Genomic DNA, 19,574 nt, shown 5'->3' on the forward strand with positions numbered 1-19,574 from the left:
CGACTGATGTCCACCGCCGTCTCCCGCGTCCGCGCCGCCTACGCCCGCATCGAGGCCGTGGACCGCCCCGAGATCTGGATCGACCTGCGCGCACAGGCGGAGGTCGAGGCCGAGGCCCGCGCCCTGGACACCCGCGTGGCCGCCGGCGCGTACCTCCCCCTCGCCGGCCGCCTGTTCGCCGCCAAGGGCAACATCGACGTGGCGGGCCTGCCGACGACCGCGGGCTGCCCGGCGTACGCCTACCACCCCGACGAGGACGCCCCCGTCGTGGCCCGCCTCCGCGCGGCGGGCGCGATCGTGCTGGGCACCACGAACCTGGACCAGTTCGCGACCGGCCTGGTCGGCACCCGCTCCCCGCACGGCGCCGTCCGCAACGCCCACGACCCGTCCCGTATCAGCGGCGGCTCCAGCTCCGGCTCGGCGGTCGCGGTGGCGCTCGGCCTGGTCGACTTCGCCCTGGGCACCGACACGGCCGGGTCGGGCCGGGTACCGGCCGCCTTCAACGGCATCGTCGGCCTCAAGCCCACCAGAGGCCTGGTCCCGACGACCGGAGTGGTCCCGGCCTGCGCCTCGCTGGACTGCGTGACGGTCTTCGCCCGCACCCTCCCGGAGGCGGAACAGGCGCTCTCCCACATGACGACGGGCACACCCCCGGCCCTGACCGGCCGGGCACCGGGCCCCTGGCGGATCGCCGTCCCGCCCCTCGACCAGCTCGGCGAACTGGACGAGGGCTGGGCGGAGGCCTACGAGGCGGCGGTCGCGCGGCTGGCGGCTGCCGGCGCCGAGATCCGCACCCTCGACCTGACCCCGTTCACCGAGGCGGCCGCGATGCTCTACGAGGGCGCGTTCGTGGCCGAGCGCTACACGGCGGTAGGGAGCTTTGTCGACAAGTTGCTCGCAGAGGGCGGCGCGGGCCTGGACCCGACGGTCGCCGGCATCATCACCCGGGCCCGAGACATCCCGGCCCACCAGCTCTACGCCGACATGGACCGCCTGGCGGCCCTCCGCACCCGCGCCCTGACCGAACTGTCCGACGCGGACGCCCTGCTGCTCCCCACGACCCCGGGCCACCCCACCCTCGCGGAGGTGGCCGCCAACCCCCTGTCCGCCAACGCCCGCCTGGGCCGCTTCACCAACTCCACCAACCTCTTCGACCTGGCCGCGGTGGCGGTACCGGCAGGCGAGGTGAACGGCCTCCCGTTCGGCGTGATGCTGATCGGCCCGGCGTTCACGGACGAACGCCTGGCGAGGCTGGCGGGGCTGCTCCAGCCGGAGACGAGGCTGGCGGTGGTGGGTGCCCATCTGTCGGGCCAGCCGTTGAACCCCCAACTCCTGTCGCTGGGGGCCCGCTTGGAACGTACGACCACGACGGCCCCGGTCTACCACCTCCATGCCCTGCGCACGACGCCACCGAAGCCGGGCCTGGTGCACGTCGGCGAGGAAGGTGCGCCGATCGAGACAGAGATCTGGCGCCTCCCGGCAGAGGGCCTGGGCCGCCTACTGTCCACGCTCCCCCGCCCGATGACCCTGGGCAGCGTGGAACTGTCGGACGGGAGCAGGGTCCCGGGTTTCCTCTGCGAGCCAGCAGCGCTGACCGACGCACAGGACATCACGTCGTACGGCAGCTGGCGGCACTATGTGAACGGCACGGGCGGGTGACGTCCCAAGGGGCGCGGGGAACTGCGCGACCAGCCGCAGTTCACCCGCACCCGCGAAGCAAACCGTCACCCCACCGACGAGTAGGCCACAACCCCCCGCAGCAACTGATCAACCGCCTTGCGCGCAGCCTTGGCCACGGAAGACCCTTCCCTCGCCGGCGCCGCAGCAGAAATCTGCCCCAGCACATCGATCACCTGCTTGCACCACCGCACGAAGTCCCCGGCCGGCATCTCAGCCTCCCGAAGGACCTCGTCGAGCCCCTTCCCACTGGCCCACATGTACGCGGCCCAGGCGAACCCGAGATCCGGCTCACGCTGCCCGACACCCTCGGTCTGCGTGATCCGGAAGTCCTCCTCAAGGGCATCCAGCCGCCCCCAGATCCGCACCATCTCCCCCAGCGCGGCCTTCGCCTTGCCGGACGGCACCTTCGGCGCCATGGCGTCGTCACCGACCCGCGCCTCGTACACCAGAGCGGATACGCACGCGGCAAGCTCCGCAGGAGCGAGCCCCTCCCAGACCCCGGCCCGCAGACACTCACTGGCCAGCAGATCGAGCTCGCCGTAGAGCCGCGCCAGCCGCTTGCCGTGCTCGGTGACCTCGTCGGCCCGCAGATAGTCCAGCTCGGTCAGCAGCGCCACGATCCGGTCAAAGGTCCGAGCGATGGTGTTGGTACGCCCCTCGATGCGCCGCTCCAGCTGCGAGGTGTCCCGCAGCAGCCGGTGATACCGCTCGGCCCACCGCGCATGGTCCTCCCGGTCGTCGCACCCGTGGCATGGATGCGCCCGGAGCGCGGTCCGCAGCCGGGCGATCTCACGGTCGTCGGCGGCCTGCGCCCGCTTCTTGCGGGCCCGCTCCGGCGGAATGTGCCCGGCCTTGGTCCGCAGGGCGGAGGCCAGGTCCCGACGCGACTGAGGCGAGCGCGGGTTGAAGGACTTCGGGATCCGCATCCGGTCCAACGCCTCGACCGGCACGGGGAAGTCCATCGACGCCAGCCGCTTGACCTGCCGCTCGGCGGTCAGCACCAGCGGCCGGGGCCCGTCATGCTGCTCGAACCCCCGGTGCCCGTTGGACCGCCCGGCGGGCAGCCCCGGGTCCAACACCAGGGCCAGACCGGCGTACTTGCCCGTCGGGACATGGATGACATCCCCCGGCTTCAGCTTCTCCAGCGCCGTGGCGGCCTCGGCGCGCCGCTGGTTGACGCCCTGCCGGGCCAACTCGGTCTCGCGGTCCTTCAGTTCGCGCCGCAGTCGCGCGTACTCCTCGAAGTCGCCGAGGTGGCAGGTCATGGACTCCTTGTAGCCCTCAAGACCCTCCTCGTTGCGCTGCACCTGCCGCGAGATGCCCACGACCGACTTGTCGGCCTGGAACTGCGCGAACGACGTCTCCAGCAGCTCCCTGGACCGGTGCCGCCCGAACTGCTCGACCAGGTTGACCGCCATGTTGTACGACGGCTTGAAGCTGGACCGCAGCGGATACGTGCGCGTACCGGCCAGTCCGGCCAGGTGCTCCGGGCTCATCCCGCGCTGCCACAGCACCACGGCATGGCCCTCGACGTCGATGCCACGCCGGCCCGCACGACCGGTCAGCTGGGTGTACTCGCCGGGCGTGATGTCGGCATGCTGCTCGCCGTTCCACTTGACGAGCTTCTCCAACACCACCGACCGGGCGGGCATGTTGATGCCCAGGGCGAGGGTCTCGGTCGCGAACACGGCCTTCACCAGGCCGCGTACGAAGAGTTCCTCGACGACCTCCTTGAACGTCGGCAGCATGCCCGCGTGGTGGGCCGCGATGCCGCGCTCCAGGCCTTCCAGCCACTCGTAGTACCCGAGGACGTGCAGGTCCTCGGTCGGGATGGAGGCGGTGCGCTCCTCGACCAGGTCACGGACCTTGGCCCGCGCCTCGTCGTCGTTGAGCCGCAGTCCGGCGTACAGGCACTGCTGTACGGCCGCTTCGCAGGCCGCCCGGCTGAAGATGAACGTGATGGCGGGCAGCAGCCCCTCGGCGTCGAGCCGCTCGATGACCTCGGGACGGCCCGGGGTCCACACGCGCGAGCGCTGTCTGCGCTCCCGCTCCCGGTCGGCCTCGCGCATCGCCCGGCCGCGTCTGCGGTCCTGGTACGAGGGCCGCTGGGCCTCCATGCGGGCCAGCCGCGTGAGGTCGGGGTTGACGGCCTTCTTCTGGCCCTCGCCCTCCTCGAACAGGTCGTACATCCGCCGCCCGGCGAGCACGTGCTGGAACAGCGGCACGGGCCGGTGCTCGGAGACGATCACCTCGGTGTCGCCGCGGACGGTGTCGAGCCAGTCGCCGAACTCCTCGGCGTCGGACACGGTCGCCGACAGGGACACCAGAGTCACGGACTCCGGCAGGTGAATGATCACCTCTTCCCATACGGCGCCACGGAAACGGTCGGAGAGGTAGTGCACCTCGTCCATGACCACGTAACCGAGGCCGAGGAGGGTCTGGGAGCCCGCGTACAGCATGTTCCGCAGCACCTCGGTGGTCATCACGACCACCGGAGCCTCGGAGTTGACGCTGTTGTCGCCGGTGAGCAGACCGACCTTGTCGGCGCCGTAACGGCGGCACAGGTCGGCGTACTTCTGGTTCGACAGCGCCTTGATGGGTGTCGTGTAGAAGCACTTCTTGCCCTGTTGCAGGGCGAGGTGGACGGCGAACTCGCCCACGATCGTCTTGCCGGAGCCGGTGGGGGCAGCCACCAGCACGCCCTTCCCCGCCTCGAGCGCCTGGCAGGCCTCGATCTGGAAGGGGTCGAGGCCGAAGTCGTACATCTCGCGGAAGCCCGCGAGCGCGGTGGCCTGCTCGGCAGCCCGCAGACGGGCAGCCGCATACCGCTCGGCCGGTGAGAGGTCCTCTGTCATCGTGCTTTCGAGCGTACCGGGCCCCACTGACAACAGGACGATCATTATCCGGATCCCGTCTTGTCAAACCCCGGGTCCGTGCACTTCAGAGCCCCGCGACCCGCACCGCGCCCCGCACACAGCGCGCGGTCAGCGGCAACGGCCCGAGCGGCTCCCCGTCCGCGTAGCCGGTGATCCCCGCCGCGCCGATCTCGACCTTCGCGGCCCGGTGCACGGTGACCTTGGGATGGTCGACGTGGGTGCCCCGGTACACGCTCGGGAACACCCTGAGCAGGGTGGCCCGGCCGCAGTCGCCGACCACGGTGATGTCGAACAGCCCGTCGGTGAGGTCCGCGCCGGGGCAGATCCGCATGCCGCCGCCGTACGACGATCCGTTGCCGACCGCCACCAGGGTCGCCTCGATCTCGCGGACCTCGCCGTCGTCGAGCCTGATCCGGTACGGGAAGGGCTTGAACGCGGCCAGTTCGGCGATCATGGCGAGGTCGTACTTGAAGCGGCCCGTGGGCCATCGCAGGCGATTGCCGCGGTCGTTGACGCGGGAGTCGAAGCCGGAGGCGAGGACGGTGCCGAACCAACGGTCGCCCACCTGCCCGAGGTCGATGTCGGGCAGCTCGCCGCCCTTGAGGGCGTCGGCGATCCGCCGTCCCGCGGCGGCCGGGTCCCGGATCGGCAGGCCCAGGGCGCGGGCGAGGTCGTTGCCGGTGCCCACGGCGACCAGGCCGAGCGGGGTGCGGGTGCCGGCGACGGCCTGGAGCGCGAGGTGCGCCATGCCGTCGCCGCCGACGGCGATCAGCGCGCCGGTGCCGTCCGCGACGGCGGCACGCGCGCGCGTGAGGGCGTCCCCGGCGTTCTGCCCGAGCACCGTGCGTACGGAGAAACCGGCCGCCCGCAACGCGGAAGCGGCCGGCTGCGCCGCGTGGGCGCCCCGGCCGCGACCCGCGGTGGGGTTGACGAAGAGGGTGATCTCGCTGGTCACGTCACCGACCCTACGAGCGGCCGGTCGATCTTCAGGTCACGTCGTCATAACCGTTGACCCGCTCCGTGGTCGACTGCTCGGGCAGCGCCCGGCTCGCGGAGACCGTCTCGACCTCGCCGATGTCCTCGGGGGTGAGATCCAGGTCGGAGGCCTCGTCGTCGGCGGGGCCCTCGGCCTCGCGGCGGCGTCGGCGCTTGTCGTTGAGCAGGGAGAACAGCGTGGCGCCGAAGTACAGCACCCAGATGGGGCCGGCCAGCGCGAGCATGCTCAGGGGGTCCGTGCTCGGCGTCGCGACGGCGGCGAACACGGTGATTCCCATGATCATTCCGCGCCACCAGCCGAGCATCCGCTTGCCGGTGATGATCCCCGTGAGGTTGAGGAAGACCAGCAGCAGGGGCAGCTCGAAGGAGAGACCGAAGACGATCACCATGCGGGTGACGAGCTGGAGCAGATCGTCGAGCGGCAGCAGGTTGTCGATGCTGCCGTTGGGCGTGAAGTCGATCAGCACCTTCGCGGTGGTGGGCAGCACCGCGTACGCGAAGTAGGCGCCGCCGAGGAACAGCGGGGCACCGGTGAAGACGAAGGCGTAGGCGTACTTCTTCTCGTGCCTGTGCAGGCCCGGGGCGACGAACGCCCAGAGCTGGTACAACCAGATCGGCGAGGCGATCACGACACCGGCCATCAACGAAACCTGGAGGGCCAGATTGAAGGGCGCCAGCAGACCGTTGATGGTGATCCGGGCGCACTTCACCTTGGAGTCGTCGGAAGCCCCTGCCTTGGCGAGTTCCGCGAAACTCTGCTGACAACCGATCGAGTCCAGGATCGGCTTCGTCAGGAAGTTGATGATGTCGTTGTAGAAGAAGGCGGCGACGATCGTGACGATGACGATGGCCAGCAGCGCCTTCGCGAGCCGGTTGCGAAGCTCACGAAGGTGATCCGCAAGGGGCATCCGCCCCTCGGGATCCTTCTCCTCTTTGCGGGCAGACTTCAGCAACCCACGTTCCCATCTCGTGCGGCGGGCCGGAGGTCACCGGCCCTGCGTCAGCGCTTGGTCGTGTCCGTCGGCTCGGTGACCGGGCGGGAGCTGGTCACGTCGCCGGGAGCGGCCTGGATGATGCGCTGCGCCGGGGCCTGGTCGTCCGCCTGCTGCGGCGGGTCGGCCGGGGCGGGGGTCTTGCCCTCGTCCTTCATCGCCTTCGCCTCGCTCTTGAGGATGCGGGCGGACTTGCCGAGCGAGCGCGCCATGTCGGGAAGCTTCTTCGCGCCGAACAGCAGGATGATGACGACGAGGATGAGAATGATCTCGGGGGCGCCGAGCCTTCCGAACATAAGTCTTTACCTTCTCACCGAGGCGGCTGGAGTGGGGTGCTGTACGACCGGTCGGACAGATGTCCGAACGATCGTGTTGTCAGCGATCGTAACGCTCAGGGGTAAACGTGAGGCAATCCCCGTGCGTACTCCCGGTCCGCGATCCGGGCCTCGTTCTCCGGTCCGCGACCAGCAGCGTACCTGCCCATGCCGTCAAGGTGACAGGGCGAAGTGACCCAAAACGCTTGCGGCGCAGGACTCACACGGCCAGCACAGCGGGACTCACAGTGCGTCCACAGAGCGCGCTGTGGTCTCGGCGGCCCGCTCCAGATCCGCCGCGGCCCTGCTGATGCGCTGCGCGGAGTCGGAGACCTGCCGTCCCAGACGCTGCGCCTCCAGGAACACGCGTACGGCGAGCACGCCGAGGACGGCGATTCCCAGGAAGCCCACAGCGACGGCGAACATCGACCAGAACATAGGCAGACCCTAGAGGGTCGAGTGCAGGCGCAGTGTCCTGACCCCGCCGCCGGTGAGCAGCTCCACGATCCGCTCCCCGGCCGGCTTGCGCACGGAGCTGCCGCAGTCGGGGCAGGTGAACGAATAGAACGTGGTCTTGCTGGTGGCCCCGATGGCGAGGCGCAGGGCGCTCGCGGTGAGCTCGAAGCGGCCCCGGCAGTCCGGGCAGCCGGCCCGGAACACCATCGGGGAGACGCTTCTCATCCCCGAGAAGGCTGCCGCCACAGACATCCCCGCCGTACCAGAGGTCCCCGTCTCGGAGGTAGCCGCACCGGAGGTAGCCGACTCGCTCAAAGCCCCTGCTCCTGCCTGTCGTACCGCACGTCGTCCCGCACCTCGACCCCGTCGTACGCCGCCAGCGCCTCGCGAGCCGCCTGCCGGGCGCTGTCGGCCAGCCCGCTCGGCGAGACGATGCGGCCGTCCCGGCCGAGCCGCAGCGCCAGCCGGCGCAGGGAGGCCGGGTCGGGGGTGCGCAGGGTAATACGCAGCCCGCCGTCCGGAAGCTCATCCGCACTGTCGTGCGGGTAGTACTCGGCGACCCAGCGACCGCCCGGGCCCACCTCGACGACGACCTCCGGGTCCTCGGCGGCCGGCTGCACCAGCGCCTCGGACAGGTCCCGCAGCTCGATCTCGGGCGGCGCGGACGGCTCGTCGAGGATCTTGATCTCGGCGACCCGGTCGAGCCGGAAGGTGCGGCGCGCCTCGGAGCGGCGGCACCAGGCCTCGACATAGGTGTGGCCGACGCTGACCAGGCGGATCGGGTCGATCTCGCGCTCGCTGAGTTCGTCACGGGCGGGCGAGTAGTAGCGGATCCACAGCCGGCGCCGCTCGGAGATCGCCCGGTCGACATCGGCGAAGACACCGCCCTCCGACTCGAAGGTCACCGACAGCCGGGAGCTCGCGCCCGCCTGCTCACCGGCGGCGGTCTCCACCTTGGCCGTCGCCCGCAGCAGCGCCTGCCGGTCGCTCTCACGCAGACCGGGCAGCGTGGAGACCGCGCGGGCGGCGACGAGCAGCGCGGTGGCCTCGTCGGCGGCGAGCCTGAGCGGCTCGGCGGTCTCCTCGCCGAGGGCGGCCGGGTTGTGCCACCAGATGCGCTCGCCGTCGGTGTCGATGTCGAGGAGGTCACCGCCGCGGAAGCTGGTGCCGCACATGGGCAGCACGTCGAGGTCGGAGACCAGTTCGTCCTCGGTGATGCCGAAGGCCCGGGCGACGTCCTCGACGCGGGCGCCGGGACGCTCCTTCAGATACGTCACCAGGGACAGCATCCGCCGGGTCTGGTCGATGGCGTTGACGGGCCTGACCGGTTTGCCTGCCACAGTTGTTTCCCGCTCCCCCTCAGCCCTTGGCCACGGCACGTAGCCGGTCCACCACATCGGCCCGCAGCTCGGCGGGCTCCAGGACGACCACGTCAGGACCGAACTCCACCAGCCAGGCGTCCAGCCCGTGGCCGTACGGGATCTCCAACTCGTCCCAGCCGTCCCCGAGTTCCCGCACCGCGGTGGCCTTCGCCCGCAAGGGGTAACCGGCGTCCGTGCGCAGCCTGATCAGCGCGCTGCGGTCGGCGGTCTCCCCGGCCCAGCTCGCGACGGTCTCACGGACGGTGACGACGTCGGGCACCGGCGCGGTGAAGCTGCTGCCGCGCGAGCGCACCTTGCCGGTGATCCGCGACAGCCGGAAGACCCGCTCGGCACCCCGGTCGCGGTCCCAGCCCGCCAGATACCAGTGGCCGCGCCAGCACTCCAGGGCCCACGGCTCCACATGCCGGGTCTCGGGGTGGGCGGCGGTGGCCTTGCGATAGTCGAAGACGACCGGGCGGCGGTCGCGGCAGGCCAGCATCAGCGGCTCGAACGCCGCCTCGTGCACGGGGATACGGGGCTCCAGGGCGCCGTGCGCCTCGTACGGGTCGACGTCCTCCGGCAGTCCGGCCGCGCGCAGCTTCTGCAGGGCGCCGCTGGCCGCGCCCGCGAGGCGGGCCTGCTGCCACACCTTGGCGGCCAGGCCCAGGGCCGCGGCCTCCTCGGCGTCGAGGGTGATGGGCGGCAGCCGGTTGCTGTCCCGGCGGGCGAGATAGCCGACCTCGCCGTCGAGGTTCTCCACGGTCTCGATGACGAGCCCGAGTTCGCGCAGATCGTCCTTGTCGCGCTCGAACATCCGGTTGAAGGAGTCGTCGCTGTTGGCTTCGAGGTAGGCCTCGATGGACTCGCGGAGCTCACGCTTGCTGAGCGGCCTGCGCGTCCCCAGCAGACACAGCGCCAGGTTCATCAGCCGCTCGGCCTTGGCAATGGCCATCGACGCCCTTCGCCTCCCTATGGTGCGTAATGACGTTGACCGTACCGCCCCGCGGTGGCGTGGCAAAAGCCGAGGGCCCATGCCCGGACAGGCATGGGCCCCAGCCGATCGAGACCGATCGTGTGACGATCACACGTCAGACGGGATGATCAGACGGCGATCAGGTCGACCACGAAGATCAGCGTCTCGCCTGGCTTGATCGCCGGGGTCGGGCTCTGGTTGCCGTAGGCGAGGTGCGCCGGGATGGTCAGCTGGCGACGGCCACCGACCTTCATGCCCTGCACGCCCCGGTCCCAGCCCTTGATGACGCGGCCGCCACCGAGCGGGAACTTGAACGGCGTACCGCGGTTCCAGCTGGCGTCGAACTCCTCGCCGGTGCTGAAGGCGACACCCACGTAGTGCACGGTCACGTTCTGACCGGCCTGCGCGACCTCGCCGTCGCCCTCCCAGATGTCCTTGATCTCGAGGTCCGCCGGGGGCTCGCCGCCCGGGAAGTCGATCTCGGGCTTGTCGATGCTCACGTCACTAGCTCCTGCTTGTTCACGGAAAGGCAACAGGGACAGTCTTACATCCTGGCAGGGCTCACATCTTCGCGAGGATGTCCACGGTGAAGACGAGTGTCGAGTCCTTGGAGATGCCGCTGCCGGCCGGCGGGTTGTCGCCGTAGCCCAGCTTCGGCGGGATCACGATCAGGACGCGGCTGCCGACCTTCTTGCCGGTCAGACCCTGCGCCCACCCCTTGACGACCTGCTGCAACGAGAACGACGTCAGCGACTTGCGGCTGTACGTCGAGTCGAACTCCTTGCCGGTGTCCCACAGCACGCCCTTGTACTGGACGAGCACGGTGTTCTCCGCCTTGACCTCGTCGCCGTCGCCCTCGATCACGTACTCCGCGACCAGCTTGGTCGGCGCGTCCGCCTTGGGCACGTCGATGGTCGGCGCCTTGCCGTCGGTGTTGGTGCTCACCTTCGGCAGCTTGCCGTCGTCCTGGGCGACCGTCTTGCCCTTGGCCGAGCTCTTGGCGTTGAACGTGCCCTCGATGTCGACCACGAAGACCAGCGTGTCGGTGCCCTTGATACCGGCCTGCGAGTTGCCCTGCTTGCCGTACCCCCACGTCGGCGCCGTGGACATCAGCACCCGGCTGCCGACCTTCTTGCCCGCCAGCGCATAGCGCCAGCTGTCGATGATCGAGCCCTGGGCGAGCTGGATCACCAGCGGCGTCTTGCGGTCGTAGGAGTTGTCGAAGACCTTCGCCGTGTCCCAGATCTGACCCAGGTAGTTCGCCTGGATGTAGTCGTTCTCCGCGACCGTCTGGCCGCCTCCCGCGATCACCGTCTTCACCGCGACCTGGTCCGACGGGTCACCGCTGCCCTTGGCGACCGTCGGCTTCTCACCGAACTTGGTCCCCGCCGTGATCGCCGGCAGCGGACCGTCGACGATCTTCGGCGCCGGCGCGGCGGACGTCTCCGACGCCGAGGGAGACGGAGACGCGCTCTCGCTCGCCTTGCTCGAGTCGGAATCCTCGTCACCGCACGCGGCGAGTGTGGCCATTCCAGCGGGTACGGCAATGAGAAGTGAGCGTCGGCGCACGGTGAGAGCCTCGTAATCGATCGATCTTGTTGATGGCGTGCGCGCAACTCTACGGCGTGAGAAGGGCGCCGTACGGAAAACGTACGGCGCCCGTGTTGCGTTCCGGCAATCCGACCGGAACACCCGACTCACATACCGGCGATCAGCTTCTCCACCCGGTCGTCCACCGAACGGAACGGGTCCTTGCACAACACCGTGCGCTGCGCCTGGTCGTTCAGCTTGAGATGGACCCAGTCGACCGTGAAGTCCCGGCGCTGTTCCTGGGCCCGGCGGATGAAGTCACCGCGAAGACGGGCCCGAGTGGTCTGCGGGGGCACGGACTTGCCCTCGAAGATCTTCAAGTCGTTGCAGATACGCGCCGCTTGCCCCTTCCGCTCCAGAAGGTAGTACAGCCCGCGACGACGGTGGATGTCGTGATACGCGAGGTCTATCTGCGCGACCCGCGGATGCGACATGGTCATGTTGTTCTTGGCCCGGTACCGCTCGATGAGCTTGTACTTCATCACCCAGTCGATCTCGGTACCGATCCGGTCGAGGTCCTCGGCCTCGATCGCGTCCAGCGTGCGGCCCCACAGCTCCAGGACCTGCTCGACGGTGCCCGTACGAATACCGCGGCGCTCACAGAAGTCCACGGCCTTCTCGTAGTACTCGCGCTGCACCTCCAGCGCGGAGGCCTCCCGGCCGCTGGCCAGACGCACCTTGCGCCGGCCGGTGATGTCATGGCTGACCTCACGGATCGCCCGGATCGGGTTCTCCAGCGTCAGGTCACGCATCACGGTGCCCGCCTCGATCATGCGCAGCACCAGGTCGGTCGCCCCGACCTTCAGCAGCATGGTCGTCTCGGACATGTTCGAGTCGCCCACGATGACATGGAGACGACGGTAACGCTCGGCGTCCGCGTGCGGTTCGTCACGCGTGTTGATGATCGGGCGCGAACGGGTCGTCGCCGAGGAGACGCCCTCCCAGATGTGCTCCGCCCGCTGACTCACGCAGTACACGGCACCGCGCGGCGTCTGCAGCACCTTGCCCGCACCGCACAGAAGCTGGCGGGTCACCAGGAACGGAATGAGGATGTCCGCGAGCCGGGAGAACTCCCCGTGGCGCGCGACGAGGTAGTTCTCGTGGCAGCCGTAGGAGTTGCCGGCCGAGTCGGTGTTGTTCTTGAAGAGGTAGACGTCGCCCGCGATTCCTTCCTCGTGCAGGCGTCGTTCGGCGTCCACCAGGAGTCCTTCGAGAATGCGCTCGCCCGCTTTGTCGTGCGTGACCAGTTCCGTCACGTTGTCACATTCGGGAGTCGCGTATTCCGGATGTGACCCGACATCGAGATAGAGGCGGGCGCCGTTTCGCAGAAAGACGTTGCTGCTGCGGCCCCATGACACGACACGGCGGAAGAGGTACCGCGCCACCTCGTCGGGAGACAGGCGTCGCTGTCCCCTGAACGTACATGTGACGCCGTACTCGTTCTCCAGCCCGAAAATGCGGCGGTCCATGACTGAACATTACGCCCGATCCCCTGCGCTGAAACGGGGTTCGGCAGCACGGTTTGGATCATTTTCCGATGAAGCCGCAACCACCGCCCCCCTGCCGGGAGCTGCGAGGACCCGCCCGGTGGCCAGCAGAACCAGCAACGACACACCCCCCGTGACCGCCGGCACGGCGAACCCCCACAGCGCCCCACCACGCTCCACGACCGGCCCCGCGAGGCCCGTTCCGACCGAGGAACCCACCGTGAACGTCGTCACGAGCCAGGAGAACGCCTCCGTCACCGTGCCCCGCGGCGCATGCCGGTCGACCAGCACGAACGCACACGCGATCGCCGGCGCCAGGAACAGCCCGGCGAGCACGGTCAGCAGCACCATCGGCACCGGACCGGGCCTCAGCATCAACGGCACCTGACATGCCGCCAGAAGAGCGACCAGCACCCGCAGTCGACGCGCCGGCTCACCCGTCCACTGCCGCGCCCCGTACACCGAGCCCCCGATGAGAGCCCCGAGCCCCAGGCCCGCCATCATCCAGCCGTACACCGCATCCCCGCCGTGATCGTCCGCGTACGACACCGAAGTGACCGCGATCGACCCCAGAGCAGCGCCGACGAACAGGAAGGCCGCCAGCAACGCCAGCAGCCCCGGCGAGCGCAACGCACCCAGCCAGTGCGCCTCCCGCGGCGCCGAACGCCACGTGCGCGAGGGCTGCGACACGACCACCGAGAGCGCACCCAGCACCCCGAGGACGTTCAGCACGAGCAACGCGGCCTGCGGCGACCACACCGACGCGCACAGCGTCAGCAGCAACGGTCCCACCGTGAACATGACTTCCTGCGCCACGGCATCCATGGCGTACGCCGTGTGCACCTGCTCCTCCCGGTGCAGAACCGACGACCACAGCGCCCGCAGACCGCCCTCCAGGGGCGGCGTGAACAGACCGGCGGCGGCCACGGCGACGTAGGACAGCACGAGCGGATCGGTGCCGGTGAAGGCGAAGGCGGTCATCGCCAGCGCCGACAGGACCGCGGCCGGCAGCTGCACCCGCGGCTGCCCGTACAGGTCGACCAGCCGCCCCAGCACCGGCTGCCCCACCGCGTTGGCGACGCCGTACACCGCCGCCAGCGCACCGGCGAGGCTGTACGTACCGCCCTCGGAGCGGATGAACAGCACGATCGCGATCGCCGCGATGGCGTTGGGCAGCCGCCCCACCAGCGTGCCGACGAGCAGCCGCGTCGCATGTCTAGCCCTGAGGATCTCCAGGTATCCCGCGGCCATGATCCGCCCTCTTCCTCGCCGACAGCACTCAAGTGTTACGTATAACGTCCCTCGTCATACGTACCATGTGCGCTGTTCACGAGTCCAGACGAAAGAGCAGGCACCCGGTGGCACGAGGCAGCACCCGCCCCACCAGCCGCGACGTCGCCCAGGCCGCCGGCGTCTCCCAGGCCGCCGTCTCCCTCGTACTCGGCGACAAATGGCGCGGCCGCGTCTCGGAGACCACCGCGGAACGGGTACGCGAAGCCGCGCGGGAACTCGGCTACCGCCCCAACCTCGCCGCCCGCAACCTCCGCCTCGGCCGCACCCGCACCGTCCTCCTCGTCGTCCCCGCCCTGACCACCGAGTTCTTCGCAGGCGTCTACACCGGCGCCGCCCGCGTCGCCGCCGAACGCGGCTTCGGCGTCGTCCTCTACCCCTCCCCCGAAGGCGTCGGGCCCGCCCGCGACCCCTTCGCCTCCGCCCAGGCCGCCCTCGACGGCGTCATCGCCTCCTCCATGGCGGCCGACGCCCTCACCGCCATCCGCGGCGACCAACTCCCCCTCGTCATGCTCGACAGCGACCCCGAAGGCAGCCTCGGCGCCGCCACCGTCAACCTCGACATCACCGACGGCACCCACCAGATCGCCGACCACCTCCTCGGCCTCGGCCACCGCCACTTCCTGCACCTCGCCGCCGACATCCCCTCCTGGACCTTCGAGGTACGCGCGCGTGCCCTCGCCGAACGACTGGCGGCCGTACCCGGAACATCACTCCGGACCGCCCACACCCCCATGTCCATCGAAGGCGCCCTCGCGGCCACGGAATCAGCCCTCGCGGCCCCCGGCCCCCACCACCCCACCGCCGTCGTCTGCGACGACGACAAACTCGCCGCCGGCGTCTACAAAGCCCTCCGCCGCCGCGGCCTGCGCATCCCCGACGACGTCTCCGTCACCGGCGTCGACGACATCGCCCTCGCCGCCGCCCTCGACCCCGAACTCACCACCGTCCGACTCGACGCCGAGCTCTTCGGCGAACGCGGCATGCAAGCCCTCCTGACCGTCCTGGACGGCCGCACACCCGACGCCGGGGACATCCCCGTCGAACTCGTCGTACGCGCCTCCACGGCCCCACCCAGCACCCCCTGAACGCCCTTGTGCCCCGGCCGGGAGACCCGGGCCGGGGCACAAAAAGGGGTGAGCGCAGAGAACAACCACAGAGGGACCGGACTACTCCTCCTCGGAGCTCTCCGCCTCGGTCTCCGCACCATCGGTCTCCAGCAGCCGCGCCAGCTGACGACCAACAATCCGCTTGAACTTCCGCTGCTGCGGACGCGTACGGTCCAGCACCGCGACCTCCAGCCGCTCGGCCGGAATCTCCCGCTGCGTACCGTTCGTGTCCCGCGACAACGCCTGCACGGCAAGCTTCAGCGCCTCCGCCAAGCTCATACCGTCCTGATGACGCTGATCCAGATAGCTGCTGATCTGCTCCGCATTGCCACCGACCGCGACCGAACCATGCTCGTCCACGATCGAACCGTCATGCGGCAGCCGATAGATCTGATCGCCCTCAGGCGTGTCACCGACCTCCGCCACGACCAGCTCCACCTCGTACGGCTTCTCGGCCGCCGAGGAGAAGATCGTGCCCAGCGTCTGCGCGTACACGTTCGCCAGACCACGCGCGGTCACATCATCACGGTCATAGGTGTAGCCACGAAGATCGGCATACCGCACGCCACCGATCCGCAGGTTCTCGTACTCGTTGTACTTACCGGCGGCCGCGAAACCGATCCGGTCATAGATCTCGCTGAACTTGTGCAGCGCACGGGACGGGTTCTCACCGACGAACACAATGCCGTCGGCATACTGCAGCACAACCAGGCTGCGGCCACGCGCGATGCCCTTACGGGCGTACTCCGCCCGGTCGGCCATCGCCTGCTGGGGGGAGACATAGAACGGCGTCGACACCGGTTATCCGTCCCTTTCTGTCGAAGTCACTGCGATCACCTTGATAAGACCGGTCACCCGCCGCCTACAGCAGCGCGGCCCGCGGACCGTCAGGCTGCTCCAGACGCCGCTCCAGAATCGAACGGGCGATGTCGGACGACTCCTCGTCCGTCAACCGACGGAAACCGTCCTCGGTGATCACGGTGACGATCGGATAGATCCGGCGGGCGACATCGGGACCACCGGTCGCCGAGTCGTCGTCAGCCGCGTCGTACAGAGCCTGCACCACCAGCGTGGTCGCCTGCTCCTCGGTCAGATCCTCACGGAACAGCTTCTTCATCGCACCGCGCGCGAAGATCGACCCGGAACCGGTGGCGGCGTAGTTGTGCTCCTCGGAACGACCGCCGGTGACGTCGTACGAGAAGATCCGCCCCCGCTCCCGATCCACGTCGTACCCCGCGAACAGCGGCACGACCGCCAGCCCCTGCATCGCCATGCCGAGGTTGGACCGGATCATGGTCGACAGCCGGTTGGCCTTGCCCTCCAACGACAGCTGAGCGCCTTCCACCTTCTCGAAGTGCTCCAGCTCCAACTGGAAGAGCTTCACCATCTCGACAGCAAGGCCGGCGGTACCGGCGATACCGACGGCCGAGTACTCGTCCGCCGGGAACACCTTCTCGATGTCCCGCTGCGCGATGACATTGCCCATAGTCGCCCGACGGTCACCGGCGAGCACAACGCCGCCGGGGAAGGTGACGGCCACGATGGTCGTCCCGTGCGGCGCTTCGATCACGCCCTGGGTGGGCGGGAGTTGACGGTTTCCGGGGAGCATCTCCGGCTGGTGCTCGGAGAGGAAGTCCATGAAGGACGAGGACCCTGGCGTCAGGAAGGCAGCTGGTAGACGCCCGGTGCTACGAGTGTTGGCTTCCACGCGATTCCTTCCAAGTAAGCGGCGGCCCGGCGGACGGCGTCGGGATCGTCTCCCAACTTGCCGATGGCCGAATTGCAGTTGAAGCACAGTACGCCACGGACCCTACCCGTCTTGTGGCAATGATCCACATGAACGGCCGGGGCCTTCAGACAGATCACACAGAGGCCCATCTGAGAGGCGACCATCTCGTCACGTTCCGCCTCGGTCATGCCGTACCGGCGTTTCAGGTGATCTCGTCGCCCACGCTCAGCACGGCATGCTTTGCACCGCGACGCCAAACCATCTGGAGCCGAGGCTTTCCGATGCCAATCCGAGTGCGGCTTGCTCACCCCGCACCCCTGACAGTGCTTGAAGCCTTCCAAGACGGCCCCTCGAGCTGGGACCGTCCTCCCCATGGCCTCTTGCCGCTTCCGGTCGGCCTCGGCGGCGCACTCACGACAACGATGCTGCAGACCATCGAGGTTTGCGCGCTTGGACGCGAAGGCTGCACGCGGCTTGAGCTCGCCACACCGCGCGCAGCGCTTCATCTCCGACTCGGTGACCACCACTCCACCCCGTCTACCTTCGAACCGAAGGAGAAAGTGCCCTACTGGCCACCCTTCTGAACGAAGGAACGCACGAAGTCCTCGGCATTCTCTTCGAGGACATCGTCGATTTCATCCAGGACGGAGTCCACGTCATCGCTCAGCTTCTCGTGGCGCTCCTTGAGGTCCTCCGAGCCCTGCGCTTCCGCAGTCTGCTCCTCGGCCTCTTCCGTGGAGCGCGTCGCCTTCTGCTGGCCGCCGCCGGTGTCCTTGGTTGACATAACCCTCACCCCGCTCGTTTCGCCCGACATGGTCGCCAGGTCGGCTATCCGCCGATCGGTGATGATCAGACCCTACAAGCCGGGTCTGACATCGGCCCCGCAGTTTCCTCAACGTGCGGGGGCCACCTCGATGATTCCCGGACGGAGGGATTTCCACCCTGTCCGGCCGACACTGCCCGAGTACCCGCTCAGCCGCCGGAGAGGACCCTGACCAGGTCCTCCGCCGTGCGACAGCGGTCCAGGAGCTCCTTGACGTGATTTCGCGTTCCGCGTAGTGGTTCCAGGGTTGGGACCCGCTGGAGGGAGTCGCGGCCCGGGAGGTCGAAGATGACGGAGTCCCAGGAGGCCGCGGCGACGTCGTCGGCGTACTGCTCCAGGCAGCGGCCTCGGAAGTAGGCGCGCGTGTCCTCTGGCGGCTTCGTACGGGCTCGCTCGACGTCCGCCTCGTCCAGGAGCCGCTTCATGCGGCCGCGGGCCGCGAGGCGGTTGTAGAGGCCCTTCTCGGCGCGTACGTCGGCGTACTGGAGGTCGAGGAGGTGGAGCTTGGCGGCGTCCCACTCCAGGCCGTCCCGGCGTCGGTAGCCCTCCATGAGCTCGCGCTTGGCGACCCAGTCGAGTTCGCCGGCGAGGCTCATCGGGTCGTTCTCCAGGCGGTTGAGAGTGTCCTCCCAGCGCGCCAGGACGTCCTTGGTCTGTTCGTCGGCGTCGGCGCCGTAGCGTTCCTCGACGTACTTGCGGGAGAGCTCGAAGTACTCCATCTGGAGTTGGACGGCGGTGAGTGTCCGGCCGCTGCGGAGGGTGACCAGCCGTTGCAGGGTCGGGTCGTGGGAGACCTGGTGGAGGGTGCGGACGGGCTGGTCGACCGCCAGGTCCACGGCGATGAAGCCGTCCTCGATCATGGAGAGGACCAGGGCCGTCGTGCCGAGCTTCAGGTACGTCGAGATCTCGGAAAGGTTCGCGTCGCCGATGATCACGTGCAGGCGGCGGTATTTCTCCGCGTCCGCGTGAGGTTCGTCCCGCGTGTTGATGATCGGGCGCTTCAAGGTCGTCTCCAGCCCGACCTCGACCTCGAAGTAGTCGGCGCGCTGGCTGATCTGGAAGCCGTGTTCGTGGCCGTCCTGGCCGATGCCGACGCGGCCGGCGCCGGTGACGACCTGGCGGGAGACGAAGAAGGGGGTGAGGTGGCGCACGATGTCCGAGAAGGGGGTTTCCCGCTTCATCAGGTAGTTCTCGTGCGTGCCGTAGCTGGCGCCCTTGTTGTCGGTGTTGTTCTTGTAGAGGTGGATGGGCTGGGCGCCGGGGAGTGCGGCGGCGCGTTCGGCGGCTTCGGCCATGATGCGTTCGCCCGCCTTGTCCCAGAGGACGGCGTCGCGGGGGTTGGTGACTTCGGGGGCGCTGTATTCGGGGTGTGCGTGGTCGACGTAGAGCCTGGCGCCGTTGGTGAGGATGACGTTGGCGAGGCCGATGTCCTCGTCGGTGAGCTGGCTGGAGTCGGCGGCCTCGCGGGCGAGGTCGAAGCCTCGCGCGTCCCGTAGCGGGTTCTCCTCCTCGAAGTCCCAGCGGGCCCGGCGGGCCCGGTGCATCGCCGCCGCGTAGGCGTTGACGATCTGGGACGAGGTGAGCATGGCATTGGCGTTGGGGTGGCCGGGGACGGAGATCCCGTACTCCGTCTCGATGCCCATTACTCGCCGTACGGTCATGCGGCCCTCCTTGCCCGGCGGCGCCCTCGGTCGGGGGCGGCGCTCAAGTACCGCTGGCGCTCCGGTGCGTGTGCGGTGCCCGTCCCCGCACTGCGCGACTCGGCGGTACCGAAGAGCCTAGAACGGCTTTGCGCTGGTGGGGAGATCATTTGCGTCATTGCCTTGCGCGCCTGTGGTTGTGACTGTGTCCTGGAAAACAGTCGGCTGCGGGTACCCGGTGTGGGCACCCGCAGCCGC

At 69.1% G+C, this 19,574-nt stretch carries 19 protein-coding genes; 2 read left to right on the forward strand and 17 right to left on the reverse strand.

The features are described 5' to 3' along the window. The first annotated feature begins 6 nt into the window (after positions 1–6). Positions 7–1,659 carry an allophanate hydrolase gene (gene atzF / locus EJC51_RS10845; RefSeq protein ID WP_126270872.1) on the forward strand — a complete coding sequence of 551 codons (1,653 nt, stop codon included), beginning with the start codon at positions 7–9 and terminating at the stop codon, positions 1,657–1,659. 65 nt (positions 1,660–1,724) lie between these two features. On the opposite strand, the gene EJC51_RS10850 is transcribed toward atzF, so the two are convergent. The 12 genes from EJC51_RS10850 to EJC51_RS10905 all read right to left on the reverse strand — a co-directional run bounded on the left by EJC51_RS10850 (position 1,725) and on the right by EJC51_RS10905 (position 13,976). Continuing rightward, positions 1,725–4,580: a DEAD/DEAH box helicase gene (locus EJC51_RS10850; RefSeq protein WP_126270873.1), complete on the reverse strand. Its 2,856-nt coding sequence runs from the start codon at positions 4,578–4,580 to the stop codon at positions 1,725–1,727. Between the two features lie 40 nt (positions 4,581–4,620). Beyond that, positions 4,621–5,511: a diacylglycerol kinase gene (locus EJC51_RS10855; RefSeq protein WP_126270874.1), complete on the reverse strand. Its 891-nt coding sequence runs from the start codon at positions 5,509–5,511 to the stop codon at positions 4,621–4,623. A gap of 31 nt (positions 5,512–5,542) precedes the next feature. Next, entirely contained in the window at positions 5,543–6,505 is a 963-nt protein-coding gene (gene tatC, locus EJC51_RS10860) for a twin-arginine translocase subunit TatC (RefSeq protein WP_126270875.1), read from the reverse strand. Positions 6,506–6,552: 47 nt separating this feature from the next. Next, positions 6,553–6,840 (reverse strand): Sec-independent protein translocase subunit TatA, encoded by a 288-nt coding sequence (gene tatA / locus EJC51_RS10865; RefSeq protein WP_059196522.1) that lies wholly within the window; start codon positions 6,838–6,840, stop codon positions 6,553–6,555. Between the two features lie 261 nt (positions 6,841–7,101). Continuing rightward, on the reverse strand, positions 7,102–7,296 hold the full coding sequence (locus EJC51_RS10870; protein ID WP_126270876.1) for a hypothetical protein: 195 nt from the start codon (positions 7,294–7,296) through the stop codon (positions 7,102–7,104). Between the two features lie 9 nt (positions 7,297–7,305). Next, complete coding sequence (locus tag EJC51_RS10875) at positions 7,306–7,566, reverse strand: hypothetical protein (protein WP_126270877.1); 261 nt, start codon at positions 7,564–7,566, stop codon at positions 7,306–7,308. Between the two features lie 59 nt (positions 7,567–7,625). After that, positions 7,626–8,654, reverse strand: coding sequence for a helix-turn-helix transcriptional regulator (locus EJC51_RS10880; protein WP_126270878.1), 1,029 nt, complete (start codon positions 8,652–8,654; stop codon positions 7,626–7,628). A gap of 19 nt (positions 8,655–8,673) precedes the next feature. Beyond that, positions 8,674–9,627, reverse strand: a complete 954-nt coding sequence (locus tag EJC51_RS10885; RefSeq protein ID WP_126270879.1) for a helix-turn-helix transcriptional regulator — start codon at positions 9,625–9,627, stop codon at positions 8,674–8,676. 149 nt (positions 9,628–9,776) lie between these two features. Further along, positions 9,777–10,148: an FKBP-type peptidyl-prolyl cis-trans isomerase gene (locus EJC51_RS10890; protein ID WP_097261781.1), complete on the reverse strand. Its 372-nt coding sequence runs from the start codon at positions 10,146–10,148 to the stop codon at positions 9,777–9,779. 61 nt (positions 10,149–10,209) lie between these two features. Further along, positions 10,210–11,217, reverse strand: a complete 1,008-nt coding sequence (locus EJC51_RS10895; protein ID WP_126270880.1) for an FKBP-type peptidyl-prolyl cis-trans isomerase — start codon at positions 11,215–11,217, stop codon at positions 10,210–10,212. 128 nt (positions 11,218–11,345) lie between these two features. Beyond that, positions 11,346–12,707, reverse strand: a complete 1,362-nt coding sequence (pafA, locus tag EJC51_RS10900) for a Pup--protein ligase (RefSeq protein ID WP_079311557.1) — start codon at positions 12,705–12,707, stop codon at positions 11,346–11,348. A 9-nt stretch (positions 12,708–12,716) separates the two neighbouring features. Continuing rightward, positions 12,717–13,976: an MFS transporter gene (locus tag EJC51_RS10905; RefSeq protein ID WP_126270881.1), complete on the reverse strand. Its 1,260-nt coding sequence runs from the start codon at positions 13,974–13,976 to the stop codon at positions 12,717–12,719. A gap of 107 nt (positions 13,977–14,083) precedes the next feature. On the opposite strand from EJC51_RS10905, the gene EJC51_RS10910 reads away from it, so the two are divergent. After that, entirely contained in the window at positions 14,084–15,103 is a 1,020-nt protein-coding gene (locus EJC51_RS10910) for a LacI family DNA-binding transcriptional regulator (RefSeq protein WP_165951301.1), read from the forward strand. 81 nt (positions 15,104–15,184) lie between these two features. Here EJC51_RS10910 and prcA read toward each other — a convergent pair whose 3' ends face one another. From prcA to dop, 5 genes are all read right to left on the reverse strand, one after another. Then, on the reverse strand, positions 15,185–15,922 hold the full coding sequence (gene prcA, locus EJC51_RS10915) for a proteasome subunit alpha (protein WP_097261792.1): 738 nt from the start codon (positions 15,920–15,922) through the stop codon (positions 15,185–15,187). Positions 15,923–15,986: 64 nt separating this feature from the next. Further along, a complete protein-coding gene (gene prcB / locus EJC51_RS10920; protein WP_097261795.1) occupies positions 15,987–16,832 on the reverse strand; it encodes a proteasome subunit beta in 846 nt (281 codons plus the stop codon). Next, positions 16,784–17,359 (reverse strand): endonuclease VII domain-containing protein, encoded by a 576-nt coding sequence (locus EJC51_RS10925; protein ID WP_126276904.1) that lies wholly within the window; start codon positions 17,357–17,359, stop codon positions 16,784–16,786. Before EJC51_RS10925 ends, prcB begins: the two co-directional genes overlap by 49 nt. 59 nt (positions 17,360–17,418) lie before the next feature. Further along, positions 17,419–17,637, reverse strand: coding sequence for a ubiquitin-like protein Pup (locus EJC51_RS10930; RefSeq protein WP_126270883.1), 219 nt, complete (start codon positions 17,635–17,637; stop codon positions 17,419–17,421). Between the two features lie 188 nt (positions 17,638–17,825). After that, positions 17,826–19,337, reverse strand: a complete 1,512-nt coding sequence (gene dop / locus EJC51_RS10935; RefSeq protein WP_341870639.1) for a depupylase/deamidase Dop — start codon at positions 19,335–19,337, stop codon at positions 17,826–17,828. Positions 19,338–19,574 lie beyond the last annotated feature (237 nt).

It is taken from the genome of Streptomyces aquilus, assembly GCF_003955715.1.
GTDB lineage: Bacteria > Actinomycetota > Actinomycetes > Streptomycetales > Streptomycetaceae > Streptomyces > Streptomyces aquilus.